This is a genomic window from Calditrichia bacterium (assembly GCA_020634975.1).
Taxonomy (GTDB): Bacteria; Calditrichota; Calditrichia; order RBG-13-44-9; family J075; genus JACKAQ01.
Genome location: JACKAQ010000001.1, coordinates 1884349 through 1898966, shown reverse-complemented (window position 1 = coordinate 1898966; position 14618 = coordinate 1884349). Strand labels below are relative to the sequence as shown.

General features: G+C 48.7%; 8 protein-coding genes. All 8 read left to right on the top strand.

The genetic code is table 11. The features are described 5' to 3' along the window. The first annotated feature begins 1 nt into the window (after position 1). The 8 genes from H6629_07720 to H6629_07685 all read left to right on the top strand — a co-directional run bounded on the left by H6629_07720 (position 2) and on the right by H6629_07685 (position 14600). Complete coding sequence (locus H6629_07720) at positions 2 to 2689, top strand: cytochrome b/b6 domain-containing protein (GenBank protein ID MCB9067681.1); 2688 nt, start codon at positions 2 to 4, stop codon at positions 2687 to 2689. Between the two features lie 2 nt (positions 2690 to 2691). Then, entirely contained in the window at positions 2692 to 3210 is a 519-nt protein-coding gene (locus H6629_07715; GenBank protein MCB9067680.1) for a YeeE/YedE family protein, read from the top strand. Positions 3211 to 3258: 48 nt separating this feature from the next. Next, positions 3259 to 4491 carry a YeeE/YedE family protein gene (locus H6629_07710; protein MCB9067679.1) on the top strand — a complete coding sequence of 411 codons (1233 nt, stop codon included), beginning with the start codon at positions 3259 to 3261 and terminating at the stop codon, positions 4489 to 4491. Between the two features lie 11 nt (positions 4492 to 4502). After that, positions 4503 to 4697, top strand: a complete 195-nt coding sequence (locus H6629_07705) for a hypothetical protein (GenBank protein ID MCB9067678.1) — start codon at positions 4503 to 4505, stop codon at positions 4695 to 4697. After that, positions 4697 to 7189: a zinc-dependent metalloprotease gene (locus H6629_07700; protein ID MCB9067677.1), complete on the top strand. Its 2493-nt coding sequence runs from the start codon at positions 4697 to 4699 to the stop codon at positions 7187 to 7189. Before H6629_07705 ends, H6629_07700 begins: the two co-directional genes overlap by 1 nt. A 336-nt stretch (positions 7190 to 7525) precedes the next feature. Beyond that, positions 7526 to 7984 (top strand): T9SS type A sorting domain-containing protein, encoded by a 459-nt coding sequence (locus tag H6629_07695; protein ID MCB9067676.1) that lies wholly within the window; start codon positions 7526 to 7528, stop codon positions 7982 to 7984. Between the two features lie 15 nt (positions 7985 to 7999). Continuing rightward, positions 8000 to 10336 carry a carbohydrate-binding domain-containing protein gene (locus H6629_07690; GenBank protein MCB9067675.1) on the top strand — a complete coding sequence of 779 codons (2337 nt, stop codon included), beginning with the start codon at positions 8000 to 8002 and terminating at the stop codon, positions 10334 to 10336. A gap of 493 nt (positions 10337 to 10829) precedes the next feature. After that, positions 10830 to 14600: a lamin tail domain-containing protein gene (locus H6629_07685; GenBank protein ID MCB9067674.1), complete on the top strand. Its 3771-nt coding sequence runs from the start codon at positions 10830 to 10832 to the stop codon at positions 14598 to 14600. The last annotated feature ends 18 nt before the right edge of the window (positions 14601 to 14618 follow it).

Below are 14618 nucleotides of genomic sequence, written 5' to 3'. Positions count from 1 at the left end.
CATGAAAAATCACCAAAAATTTGCTGGCAAATTATTCATTTTATCAATAGCGGCGCTGCTGCTGACCGGTTTTTCCGGCATGTTTGCACAACCGATGCTCCACCCGAAAATTAAACTGCTGGATGAAAACGGTGTTTCCGTACTGAGCTCCGGTGGCGCGATGTCCACGTTAAAATCCTGCAGTGGTTGTCACGATGCCGGGTTTATCGAAACCCACAGTTTTCACAGCAATTTGGGGTTGGACGCGCTCACCAAACCCGGGCAAATTGCCGGCGGTCGCGAATGGGATTTCAGCGATGGTGCGTTTGGCAAATGGAATGCGATTGCTTATCGCTATCTGTCGCCATCCGGCGATGCGCAAATTGATATGGGCACTGCCGATTGGGTGCGCTATTTCGGCGCCCGTCATGTTGGCGGCGGACCGGCAAAACTGAGCCGCAGCGGAGAACCGCTCACCGAACTAGTGATCGTCGCGAACGATCCCGAAACCCATATTGTTGACCCCGAAACCGGCGCGTTACAGCCGTGGGACTGGCAAAAATCCGGCGTTGTGGAAATGAACTGTTTTTTGTGCCACACCGAAAATCCCAACAATGCGGCGCGGGTTGCCGAGCTGCAATCCGGAAATTTCCGGTGGGCGAATACGGCAACGTTGCTGGGTACCGGCATCGTCCAAAAATCGGGCGACACATGGCGCTGGAACGCCGCCGCGTTTGACGCAGATGGTTTTCTGACCGCCGGACTCAGCCAGATGCAATCGCCAACAGATGCCAACTGCGGGTTGTGCCACGGGCAGGTTCACGCGGATATTCAGTCACCGTTGACCACTGCCGGCGCACAGCCGGAACAGTGGAGCACCCAAACAACCGGACAAATTTTTTCGCCGCAGCGCATGTTCGAAAGCGGCGTCAACCTCTCCGGAAAAAAAGATTTATCGCGTCCGTGGGATGTTCACGCGGAGCGATTGGTTGCCTGTGTGGACTGCCATTATTCGATCAACAATCCGGTGTATTATCAGGAATCGGCGACAACCCGCCCGGCGCATCTCAAATTCGATTCCCGGCGAATGGCGATCAAAGAATACCTCTATCGCCCCAGCCACCAATTTGCCAAAGGCGAAACCGTGCAGGAAACCGGCAGCGCGGGAATGCGCCGTTGCGAATCCTGCCACAACAGCAGTGCAACTCACGATTGGCTGCCCTATAAAGAGCGTCATCTGGACGCCATCAGCTGCGAATCCTGCCATATTCCCAAATTGTTTGCGCCTGCCGGCCGCGCGTATGACTGGACGGTGCTCACATCTTCCGGCAAGCCGCGCATCGAATATCGCGGCATCGACGGGCAGCCAGGCAGCGTTAACACGCTGATTACCGGATACGAGCCGGTGCTGCTCCCCCGCCGGGACGTGGACGACAACTTGCGGCTTTCTCCGCATAATTTGATCACATTTTGGTATTGGGTGCAGGGCGATCCCGAACGTCCGGTGCGGCTGGACGATCTGAAAACTGCATTTTTTTCCGGCGATAAATATCACCCGGAAATTCTTTCCGCGCTGGATGAAAACAGAGACGGCAATCTTGGCGAAGCTGAATTGGTGCTGAACACTCCCCAAAAAATTGCGGCAATTCAAAACCGGTTGACGGCGGCAGGTGTGGAAAATCCCCGTATTCGCGGCGATGTTGAGCCGTTTGGCATTCACCACAACGTTGCGAATTTCGAGTGGGTCACCCGCGAATGCACCGCCTGCCACAGCAGCGAATCGCGGTTGTATCAGCCGATGTTGCTTTCGGCACATTCGCCGGACGGCGTAACGCCGCAATTTGTCAACGCCACAAATCTGGCAATCGGCGGAAAAATTCTGAACGACACCAACGGTCAGTTGATCTATCGTCCGCAACCGCGAAACGGCGGTTTGTTTGTGCTCGGTCACGATGTGGTCAGTTGGTCAAATTACGCCGGAATGATCGCTTTTGTGCTGGTTTTGCTGGGCATTGCGGTTCACGGCGGCTCGCGTGTTATCGCTGCAAAACGCCATCCCAACCACGTCGCTGCAACAAAAAAAGTTTACATTTACCATGCGTACGAGCGCTTTTGGCACTGGCTGCAGGCGATTGCGATTATCGTGCTCATCCTCACCGGGCTGGTGATTCATTCGCCGGATACGTATCATTTGTTCGATTTTGCGCTGGTTGTGCAAGTGCATAATATTGTTGGATTTATCTTGCTGGCGAACGCGTTTTTGGCGGCGTTTTACCACATCGCCGGCGGCGAAATCCGGCAATATCTGCCGGAACCGCGGGGCTTTTTCAGCCAGGCGATTGCGCAAACCTATTATTATATGTATGGCATTTTCAAAAATGCGCCGCACCCGTTCGAAAAAACCGAGCGCAACAAACTCAACCCGTTGCAGCGGATCACCTATCTCATCATTTTGAATATTTTGCTGCCGTTGCAAATCGTCAGCGGAATTTTGATTTGGGGTGCGCAACGCTGGCCGGAAATTTCCGCCAGTTTGGGCGGGCTCGGTTTTCTGGTGCCGTTGCACTCCTTTGCAGCGTGGCTGTTTGCCGCATTTTTGATCATGCATATTTATTTGACAACCACCGGTCACACGCCGTTGTCCAACATTCGCGCGATGGTTGTGGGTTGGGAAGATGTTGAAATTCAAAAAAATGAAGAGGTAAAATAGAGATGAAAACTTCAGCAAAACCGTATTTGAATCCCTATTTCGCGGGCGTGTTGCTCGGCATCGTGCTGTTTCTGGCATTTCTGGTCACCGGAAACGGGCTGGGCGCATCGGGCGGTCTGAACCGGATGATCGTTTATGTGGAAGATATTTTTGTGCCGGAGCACATCGACCAAACGCCATATCTGCTCAGCATGGCCGGCGGCGAGAAAAACCCGCTCGATCACTGGATTGTTTTTCTCACCGTTGGCGCAATTTTGGGCGGTTTCGTTTCCGGATTGATCAACAAACGCACCCGTTTTGAAACCGGAAAAGGTCCGAATATTTCGGATAAACAGCGCTGGGTGATGGCATTTATCGGCGGCGGATTGATGGGTTACGGCGCCCGTTTTGCCCGCGGCTGCACATCCGGTCAGGCGCTTTCCGGCGGTGCGGTGCTTTCGGTTGGCAGTTGGGCGTTCATGTTTGCCGTTTTTGCCGGCGGGTATTTGCTGGCTTATTTTTTCAGGAAAGCCTGGAATTAAGCTGTTGTTTATCAATCGTTTAAAGAAAATAAAAAAAGGAGAAAATAAATGACACCGTTTCCGCTTTCCGATGGTTTGGGCGTTTGGACCGGATATTTGTTGTATCTGATGATCGGTGTGAGTTTTGGCGCGGTGCTGGAAATGGCCGGATTCGCCAATTCGCCAAAACTGGCGGCACAATTTTATTTGAAAGATATGACTGTGCTGAAAGTGATGTTCACCGGCGTCATCACTGCGATGGTGCTGATCTTTTTATCAACCGGGATGGAAGTGCTCGATTTCGAAAAAGTTTGGGTCAATCCCACTTATCTGTGGCCGGGAATTGTCGGCGGATTGATTATGGGATTTGGATTCATCATCGGCGGATTTTGCCCCGGCACATCGCTGGTTGCGCTGGCGACGCTCAAAATTGACGGCATATTTTTTACGCTCGGCGCGCTGACCGGCATCTTCTTTTTTGGCGAAACCGTTGCCAATTTCGAAGGCTTCTGGAATTCCAGCTACATGGGTCGATACACGTTGCCGGAATGGCTTGGGCTGGATACCGGCGTGGTTGTGCTGCTGGTTGTGCTGATGGCGCTGTTCATGTTTTGGGGCGGCGAAAAACTGGAAAAAATATTTGGTGAAAAAAACGCGGCAAAAACACCGAAATTGCAAATTGCCGGCGCCGGTGCGCTGGTGGCTGCCGCCGTCGCTTTGATCGCTATTGGACAACCGACGCTGGAAGACCGATGGGAATGGATCGCCGATCAAAAATTGCCGCTGCTGGAAGAACGGCAGGTGCAAATTCATCCCGGCGAACTGGCCGATCTCATGAAAAATGACCGGATTAATCTGGTGATGCTCGACCTGCGCGACGAAGCCGATTTCAACCTGTTTCACCTCAAAGATGTGAAATCGGTGAAAACGGAGCAACTGGCCTCGCTGGCGAAGGCGTTTAAAAATGAACCCGGAAACACTGTTTTTGTGCTGATGAGCAACGATGAACAGCGCGCAACAGAGGGCTGGAAAATTCTGGCCGTCAAAGGTATTCCGAATATTTATTTGCTGGAAGGCGGCATCAACAATTGGTTGAATGTTTACGAACACGACGGGCACGAAAAATGTCCGCCGAATGTCGCAACTGCAGATGATGCGCTGCAACATGTTTTTGCGGCTGCGATCGGCGACCGCTATTTGTCTGCCGAGGCGGAAACCGGTTCACACGAATCGCATGTTGAGTTTACCGCCAAAGTGAAATTGGAAACCAAACGCAAATCCAAACAGGGCGGCTGCGGTTGATGCGATATTAAATGGGCAATATTCAAACCCGCGTTCCCGATTTTGGTTGGGGACGCGGGTTTTCTTTTATCTCCCGTCAAATCAATCGGTTGAATGCGATAAAAAGCGTTCAATTATTGGCGCAACTTTGGTATTATATCCCCGTTGATATCAAAAAACCGGTTGCCCGCAACCGGAAATCCATTGTCACAACAGGAGAAATTTGATGAAATATTTTATAAAAATGATGCTGTTTTTGCTGATTGCAAGCTGTGTTTTTGCGCAGCCGAAATCCGGCGACGGTTCCCAATCCCCGAAAACGATCGCAGAAAAAACCGCAAAAATGCAACAATTTGAGGGATTTTTTACCTTTTATTGGGATGCGGAAAACGGCAAAATCTGGCTGGAAATCGACAAATTAGAAACGGAATTTCTCTACGTAAACGCGTTGGCGACCGGCGTCGGTTCGAACGATATCGGGTTGGATCGCGGGCAATTGGGCGGCGAGCGCATCGTGAAATTTGTGCGAAGCGGTCCGAAAGTGCTGTTGCTCCAGCCGAATTATGCCTTCCGCGCGATCACCGAAAACACCGCCGAGCGATTGGCGGTTGAGGAAGCCTTCGCCCAATCCGTACTGTGGGGCGGCGAGGTTGTTGCGGAATCCGGCAACAGCGTGTTGGTCGATGCGAGCAGCTTTTTTCTGCGCGACGCGCACAACGTGACCGGTACGCTCAGCCAATCCGGTCAGGGCAGTTTTTCGCTGGATGCGTCGCGATCCGCGTTTTATCTCCCGCGAACCAAAAATTTTCCGCAAAATTCGGAATTCGAAGTAACGCTCACATTCGCCGGAAATTCACCCGGATCATACGTCCGGCAGGTGGTGCCGACGCCGCAGGCGATCACCGTTCGTCAACATCATTCGTTTGTGAAATTGCCGGAAAACAGCTACAAACCGCGTGTTTTTGATCCGCGATCCGGCTATTTCGGCATCGAATATATGGATTACGCAACGCCAATTTCCGAACCGATCGTGAAGCGGTTTATTGCCCGGCATCATCTGGAAAAGAAAAATCCCGGTGCGGCGATGAGCGAAGCGGTCGAACCGATTGTCTATTATCTCGATCCGGGCACGCCGGAACCGATTCGCTCCGCGTTGCTGGAAGGCGCGCAATGGTGGAACCAGGCGTTCGAAGCCGCCGGATACCAAAATGCGTTTCAGGTGAAAATATTGCCGGAAGGCGCCGATCCGCTGGATATTCGTTACAGCGTGATTCAATGGGTGCATCGCTCAACCCGTGGTTGGTCATACGGTTCCACCGTTACCGATCCGCGAACCGGCGAAATCCTGAAAGGTCACGTGTCGCTGGGCTCGTTGCGGGTGCGGCAAGATTTTCTGATCGCCGCCGGATTGCTGTCGCCATACGAAAGCGGGAAGCCGGTGTCGCCGGAAATGCAGGAAATGGCGCTGGCGCGGATTCGCCAATTGTCCGCGCACGAGGTTGGGCACACGCTCGGGCTGGCGCACAATTTTGCGGCCAGCGTCAACAATCGCGCGTCGGTGATGGATTATCCGCATCCGCTGGCAACGCTGGATGACACCGGCAATATCGATTTATCCGATGCGTATGACACCGGCATCGGCGAATGGGACAAAGCCGCAATCGCATACGGCTATCAGGATTTTCCCGAGGGAACCGACGAAAAATCCGGGCTGAATGCCATCGTCAGCCAGACGATTTCGCAGGGCTTGAAATATATTTCCGATGCGGATGCACGTCCGGCGGGCGGGGCGCATCCGTTTGCGCATTTGTGGGATAACGGCAGCAACCCCGTGGATGAGCTGAATCGCGTGCTGAACGTCCGCTCCGTCGCGCTGGCCAATTTTTCTGAAAACAACATCCGCGAAGATGCGCCGATGGCAACGCTGGAAGAAGTGTTGGTGCCAATTTACCTCTTTCATCGCTATCAATTGGAGGGCGCAGCCAAATTACTCGGCGGATTGAATTACTCGTATGCCGTTCGCGGCGACGGGCAAACCGTCACGGAAATGGTGCCGCCATCGCAACAACGGTACGCGTTGGCAGCGCTGATCCGCACGATTCAACCGGAAGTACTGGCGATCCCGGAGAATATTTTGCGACTGATCCCGCCGCGTCCGTACGGCTACTGGCGCGATCGCGAAATGTTCGACATCCGCACGGGAGTGACATTCGACCCGCTATCCGCTGCGGAAACGGCGGCAGATATGACTGTCGGATTGCTGCTGCATCCGGAACGGGCTGCGCGATTGGTGGAATATCACGCCCGCGACAACGCCTTTCCCGGGTTGGCGGAAGTGCTGGACAAAGTGATCCAATCCACCTGGCAGGCGAAATCAGAAACCGGTTATCCCGGGGAAATCCGGCGCGTGGTGAATAATGTGGTGCTGTATCATTTAATGGCATTGGCAGCAAACGAGAACGCTGTGCCGCAGGTGCGCGCAATCGCTTTTCTGAAACTCGATGAACTCAAAACGTGGTTAACGACATCCAAACCGAAAATTAAAAAAGATCCGAATCAGTTTGCCGAATATGTGTTCGCCATTTCCCAGATTTCCCAATTTCAGGAAAATCCGGAGAAACTCCGCATCTCCAAACCGGGCGATCCGCCGGCCGGTTCCCCGATTGGTGCGGATCAATCATTTGATGAACGATCCGGTTGGGGCTGTGGTTGGCGATAAAATTTAATCGATTTTTCCCGATGATTTTTGTTGCGGAAATGCGATTTGCGTTTCCGCTGTAACCATTTTTTGCCAGCTAAAACAATCGCGCGGATTGGAAGATCAATTCCGCTAAATCTTTTTGTTGGCAAAGGGTGCGTTAAACCACAAGCTTTCCTCAAAAATTGAGCATATTATATTGATGCCTTGCTCTCAATAAGCAAAATTATTCAAAATGTCGGATTGACACAAATACGTCGATAATTGTGCAAGCGAATTATAATGAACGATCAGCCAATGCTCAAAAGAATTCGATGTCATCAATTTATTATCAAAAAACAATCAAAGGGCGGGTTTATGAAGAAGCTTTTTTTAATCCTCATTATCCTGACTTCAGTTGGGTTTAGTCAAAATTTTAATCTGAACATAAACCTGAAAGATGGAAGCACGGTTACGTTTTCAATCGATGATATCCAAAAAATCGAATTTGGAAATTTAACCGCTATTGAAGATGGCGATAAACTGCATCAGTTTGTGCAAACATTTAAACTGTTGCAGAATTATCCAAATCCGTTCAATCCGTCTACGACGATTGTCTACCAATTGCCCAAAACGTCGGCCGTAAACGTTAGTGTTTTTGATATAAACGGTAAGCTCGTGAAAGAAATTTTGAGCAAAACCCAAATCGAAGGCTCACACGAAGTGGTGTGGGATGGCACAAGCCAGAATGGCAACCGCGTAGCTAGTGGCATTTATATTTATGCAGTAAAAAGCGGTGAAAGCATTCTGTCCAAACAAATGATATTAATTAAATAGCCCGGAGATAATACCGTGACCAGAAGAATATTACCTTTGTTGTGTGTTGTTTTTATAACGATGCTTTCTGTTGCGCAAACGGTTGATGTTACCAAAAAAACCGGCGGGCTTGAACAATTTACACTTTCTGATATTGACAACATTACCTTCGGTCTTCCGGGCATTGGTGGCAATACAAATGCTGTCAGCGCTCAGGCGAAACTCAATATTCATTCGCAAACAGGCATTGTTCAACTGCTGATTTCAGATATCGACAGCGTATTTTTTAACGATGCCGGCACTTTTGCTTATTTTCGAACCTCGCAGAATTTAACAGAATTTGCACTTTCGGATATCGACAGCATCACTTTTGACAACAGCATAGACTCGACCGTTTATATCACATACAACGGCTCAAGCGTGACGGTGGAAAATCCGCTGGATTCTCTCGGTGTGCAGGTGAATGTCTCCGGTGCCAATGTAACTGTGAATGCCAATTCCGGCATCAGCAATATCAGATATGCATTATCCGGATCAACCAGCGACGGGATGTTTAAAATTTATTCCGATTTACGGCTGGAGTTGTATTTGAATGGTGTTCAGATTACCAATCCGGATGGACCCGCAATTAATGTGCAAACCGGAAAAAGAATTACCGTTCATCTTGCGGGCGGAACAACAAATGTGTTAACAGACGGCGTTAATTATGCGACACCGCCGAATAATGAAGATCAGGATGCGGCTTTTTTTAGCGAAGGCCAACTGATTTTTGAAGGTTCCGGGAATTTGACAATCAACGGTTTTGGAAATGATGAACATGGTCTCAGAAGCGATGACTACATTGAAGTTAATGATGGAAATATCATCGTCAACAGCGCCGTGAAAGACGGTATACACACGAATGACGGCTTTTTTATGAATGGTGGAATTGTGCATGTTACTTCTGACGGAGACGGGATTGATGGCAGCGACGGTGTAATAGAAATCACCGACGGAGTTGTTACAGTCCTGAACTCGACTTTAGGGAATATTGCGTTGAAATGCGATAGCACCATGCACATATCCGGTGGCACAATAAACATCACTGTGGATGGCGATCGGGCGCTGGGTTTGTATTCCAAACAAGATGTTAAAATTACCGGCGGCACACTGAATATCAATACGACCGGTGATGCGGTGTTGAGCGCATCGGGTGCCGGTTTCGATCCTTCTTATTGTACGGCAATTTCGGCGGAAACAAACGTTCAGATTGACAATTGCAACATCACGATCAACACATCCGGCAAGGCAGGCAGAGGCATTTCGAGTGATGGCAGCGTCCATATGAATTCCGGAACACTTACCATCACATCCACCGGGGATGGCGAGGCTTATACGAATCAACTGGGCAATCCGGACGCATATCACGGTCCGTGCATTAAAGCAGATGCCAACATAAATCTTGTTGGCGGTGTGGTAACGCTGAGCCATTCGGGAGACGCCGGTAAAGGAATTTCGGTTGATGGGCAACTGAATATTGGTAATCCGGTATCGGTGCCATCAATTAGCATCACAACAACCGGAAATCCGATTACCATTGTTCCGGGAAGTTCCGGTGAATACGCAGAAGCCAAAGCGGTTTCGGCTGATAACGCCATTGTTATCGAAAATGCAAATATGACTATCTCATCTACAGATGTCGGTCTCGAATCCAAAATTTCGCTCACCATCAACCTTGGTGTTATCAATATCACAAATTCGCTTGAAGGGATGGAATCACCCGGAATAAATATCAACGGTGGAGAAATTCATATAAACGCAAGCGAAGATGGCATCAACCCGACTTTTGGGTTTGATGGCTCGCAATATGACGGAAGCCATCTGACAATAAACGATGGCTACGTTTTTGTGAACACAACCAACGGCGATGCGCTGGACAGTAATGGCGATATTTTTATTAATGGCGGCATTATCATTATACACGGTCCACAATCTTCGTCGGAGGTTGGTGTTGATGTCAACGGCGATTTTGTTGTCAACGGCGGTTTTATGGTTGCATCCGGCACAAATTCGGATATGACGGAGGGACCGGTTCAGTCCTCTTCCCAATATTCGGTATTGCTCAGGACCAATCAGGTTATTTCGGCAGGAACCCTGTTCCATCTGGAAGATGCCAGCGGTAATAATCTGGTAACGTTTGCGCCGACACGGCAGTATTATTCGATCATCTTTTCCAGCGCCGATCTCAACACCGGCACAACATACCGTGTATATACCGGCGGAAGCTCAACCGGTACACTGAAAGACGGTGTGTATACGGGCGGCACTTATTCCGGCGGCACTTTGCGGACATCGTTCACGTTGTCGAACATTGCCCAAACTGTCTGGTTTTAGGGCCAAAAAATCCGGTGTGGTTCGCCAAAAATCACGCTGAAAATATTTTGTTATGCCCGGAATATCGAATCAACTAAAGCCGTTAATCCGGGCAAGTTTAATGATCGATGCTGTTCATTGTTAGCAGCGTGCCATATCGAAGTCGTTAGGGTCTTTTTCATTTCTAAACACTATCACAATAATTGTTTGTAATAGAAACATCCATTTATCAGCAATTGGTCTGTTGGTGATAAATGTGGGTGCTTTTTTTTATGTAATGCAATATTGGAATTTGGTTTGCTTTCAAATAAAAAATAGAAACAAAAAACTTAATAAATATCTCCGACATGTAGCAAAAAGCATTCAAAAGCTGTTCAATTTTTAAATCTTTTTCTAATTGAAATTTAATTTATGAGAAGATAATCACAAAAGATAATGCCTGAATTACTATACTGTTTATAACGATTACGCGAAAGAGCTAACCTTTAATTCAGGTGAAACAAAGGATCTTAGCATGAAGCCTCAAAACTACTTTGATCTCCGAATGAATTTTGTAACCGGTTGTCGATGTGCTGCACTTGTTGTATTGGCAACGCTGTTTTTACAGTCGGTTGTACCGGTGGCTGCACAAACCGGTGTTCGAATTAACGAATTTATGGCAAATAACAATTCTACTCTTGTGGATAATGATAATGAATATTCGGACTGGCTGGAATTATACAATGCCGGTCCATCCACGGTGGACCTTACCGGTTGGTATCTTACTGATGATTCCACGCGTTTATCCAAATGGGCGTTTCCGGCAATTTCGTTGGCATCCGGTGGGTATTTGATCGTTTTTGCTTCGAACAAAAACCTGACATCGCCGCAACTGCACACCAATTTTAGACTGACTGCAGACGGTGAATATCTGGCACTCGTCCGACCGGATACGACAATTATCGAATATGAATACACTCCATCGTTCCCTATTCAGGCCGGTGATGTGTCATTCGGCGTTTTGGGCAGCGGTTTGGCATATTTTGCAACACCTTCTCCCGGTGCGGTAAATGCTGCTGGCACTGTCGATATTGTGCTAACGGATGATGATGTCACAGAAAACAGACCCAATGATTTTTATATCGCAACTATAATTGCCACCGATTTGGAAACCACAGCGTCTGTTACATATTCCCTGATTGACGACGCCGGTGGACGCTTTAAAATCGTTGATGATGAATTACGGGTCGCCAACACCAATTTGCTGGATTTTGATGCAGACACCAGTCATCAAATTACCGTGCGTGCTATATATGATGATGAGTCATTTGTTGATAAGCCATTCACAATTTTCATCAAAGAATATTTCCCGATGGATCTGGAAATCAGCGAATTTATGGCCAGCAACCAAACAACGCTGCAGGATGAAGATGGCGAGTATTCGGATTGGCTTGAAATTCACAACACGGGCGCAGAAGCGATAAATCTGGAAAACTGGTATTTGACAGACAGCGATAACAATCTTGTTCAATGGCAGTTTCCGTCGCGGGTGATTCCGGCAGGTGGCTATCTGGTTGTTTTTGCCTCGGACAAAAACCGCACCGGCAGCGAACTGCACACCAATTTTAAACTGAGTGCCGGTGGTGAATATCTGGGTCTGGTTCAGCCGAACGGAACGGTTGTTGTTTCCGAATACGCTCCCTTTCCACCGCAAGCCTCGGATATTTCCTACGGCTATTTTAACAATGTGCTCCAATTTTTTGATGTGCCCACACCCGGCTCCGCAAATACAGACGGCACATTACCGATCGACCCATTAACCATTTCACCGGAACGCGGTTTTTATGAAACATCATTTGATGTAACAATTTCTACTACTACACCCAATGTAGAAATCCGCTATACGCTCGATGGCAGCAAACCCACGCCGTCCAACGGCAGTGTTTACAGCGGAGCCATTACGATTAATACGACAACCGTTTTGCGCGCTGCGGCATATCAAACCGGTTATCAGCCAACCCGGGTGGAAACCCATTCTTATCTTTTCCTGGATGATGTGATCCAGCAGCCGTATAATATCGATGGATATCCGGTTCAAATGTACAGTGTGGGCAGTAATGATCCGGAAGCTTACCACGATTACGAAATGGATCCGACAATTGTGAATGATCCGGCGTACAGCGGGAGCATCATTAAAGGGTTGACGGATATTCCATCGATGATCATTTCGTTGGATCCCGACAGCTTATTTGGTGAAGATCACTTTTACGATGCTGATGATGGCGATATTGAGCAACGCGTTTCTATGGAATATTTGGATTTTCACAATCCCAACAGAAACGATCAGCAGGATTGCGGCATTGAAGGGCACAGCCACGATCGCCTGAAGCGCTCCCTCCGTTTAAGTTTCAAATCCGAATACGGTTCAGCAACCTGGAATACAAATATTTTCCGTGACGCACCGCTGAACGGCAGCACAGCGGATAAAGACCAGAAACGTATTGTGCTCCGTGGCGGTAATAACCGTTCGTGGGCGCGCAAATGGAATCCGGAAGAAACGACCTACACAGAAGACCAATGGTTCCGCGATACCCAAATCGCCATGACAGGATATGGCGCTCATGGCAATTTTGTTCATCTTTACATAAATGGAATCTACTGGGGACTTTATAATCCGGTAGAACGTCCGGATCAATTTTTCAGCTCCGAATATTTTGGCGGTAATGAGGAAGATTGGTACGCCATGAATCACGACGGCACCATCTCTGGTGATGCAACACGGTTTAATCATTTGGCGTCAGATTTAGTAAATATGAATATGTCCAATGCTGCCAACTATGCGGAGATGCAGGAATATCTCGATATCGATAATTTTATAGATTACATGATGTTGAATTGGTTTGGTGCGGTGACAGACTGGCCCGGAAAAAATTATTGGGGTGGAAATCAAAATAGTCCTGCTGGACCCTATCGCTTTTACAGTTGGGATTCAGAATGGTCTTGGGATGTTACCAAGGATTTTGATGATGTAAGCGGTGCATGGGTGCATCCGGATCACAGAGCCGGTTCAACAGAAAGTGATTTTCAATCCAAAATCTGGGTTGCGCTTCGCGAAAGCTCCGAATTTATGACGCACTTTGCAGACAGAGTGTATATGCACTGCTTTAACGATGGTGTGCTCACCGATTCCGCTTCTCTGGCGCGTTGGAATACCCTCAATCAATATGTGCGGGATGCGATGATCGCCGAATCCGCCAAATGGGGCGACGCAATGGAAGTTAGAGATGAGCCACTGTTTAAACGTGATATTCACTGGCAGGCAGAGGTGGATGCCATCGCCGCGTTGATGGACGGAAACGTAGCGCAGTTTATTACCGCGCTGCGCACCGAAGGTTATTACCCGGATATTGATCCACCGACGTTTAACAAACGTGGTGGTGCTGTTGCAAGCGGTTTTACCGTAACGTTGAGCAATCCCAATGGGTCAGGCACCATTTATTACACGACTGATGGAACAGATCCGAGAGCAGTAAATGGCGGCATTTCCGGAAACGCAACTGCGTATTCCTCGCCCATTAGTATTACGGACTCAACAACAATTACCACAAGAGTTTTGGATAGCGGCAATTGGAGTGCAAAAGATCAGGTCAATTTTACCATTGCCCAAAGCCCAACGGTAAGCCTGAAAGCCAAAATATTTCTGCAAGGCGCTTACGATTCCGGCACCGGGCTGATGACAACCACATTAAATACTTCCGGTTATCTGCCGCTGGCAGCGCCGTATAAAGCCAATCCGCGCAACGTTGTGTCGATGCCTGCAAACATTACAGATTGGGTGTTGGTCGAATTACGCAGCACGCCAACCGGTGCCGCAGTTGTGTCCAAAAGCGTTTTGCTGCGGAATGACGGGCTGCTCGTGGATGACGACGGCACCACGGAATCCGTTACGCTCGATGCCGCAGAGGGTGATTATTACGTGGTAATTAAGCATCGAAACCACCTGGCGGTGATGAGCACCAATGCCGTTAGCTTAACAGAAAACAGCAGTTTGTATGATTATACCGGCGATTCGAAAAGCTACTATGGCTCAGACGGAGCAGTAACTGTGGACGTTGGTGTATGGGGTTTGTATGCCGGAGAAGGTAACAATTCTGGAATCATTACGATCGCTGACCGGAATGATGCATTGTCAAACAGAGATTTTGTCGGATACTCTGTGTATGATTACAATCTTTCGGGAATCGTAACGATTAGTGATGCTAATATGGCGTTGTCAAATAGAGATGCAAATACGCAGGTTCCTTAATTTAATTCTGAAAGAGGA

Excerpts from the sequence above, each read along its gene's own strand:
- H6629_07715 (MCB9067680.1), top strand. The coding sequence starts at position 2,692 with ATGAAAACTTCAGCAAAACCGTATTTGAATCCCTATTTCGCGGGCGTG.
- H6629_07695 (MCB9067676.1), top strand. The coding sequence starts at position 7,526 with ATGAAGAAGCTTTTTTTAATCCTCATTATCCTGACTTCAGTTGGGTTT.
- H6629_07705 (MCB9067678.1), top strand. The coding sequence starts at position 4,503 with ATGGGCAATATTCAAACCCGCGTTCCCGATTTTGGTTGGGGACGCGGG.
- H6629_07685 (MCB9067674.1), top strand. The coding sequence starts at position 10,830 with ATGAAGCCTCAAAACTACTTTGATCTCCGAATGAATTTTGTAACCGGT.
- H6629_07710 (MCB9067679.1), top strand. The coding sequence starts at position 3,259 with ATGACACCGTTTCCGCTTTCCGATGGTTTGGGCGTTTGGACCGGATAT.
- H6629_07720 (MCB9067681.1), top strand. The coding sequence starts at position 2 with ATGAAAAATCACCAAAAATTTGCTGGCAAATTATTCATTTTATCAATA.
- H6629_07700 (MCB9067677.1), top strand. The coding sequence starts at position 4,697 with ATGAAATATTTTATAAAAATGATGCTGTTTTTGCTGATTGCAAGCTGT.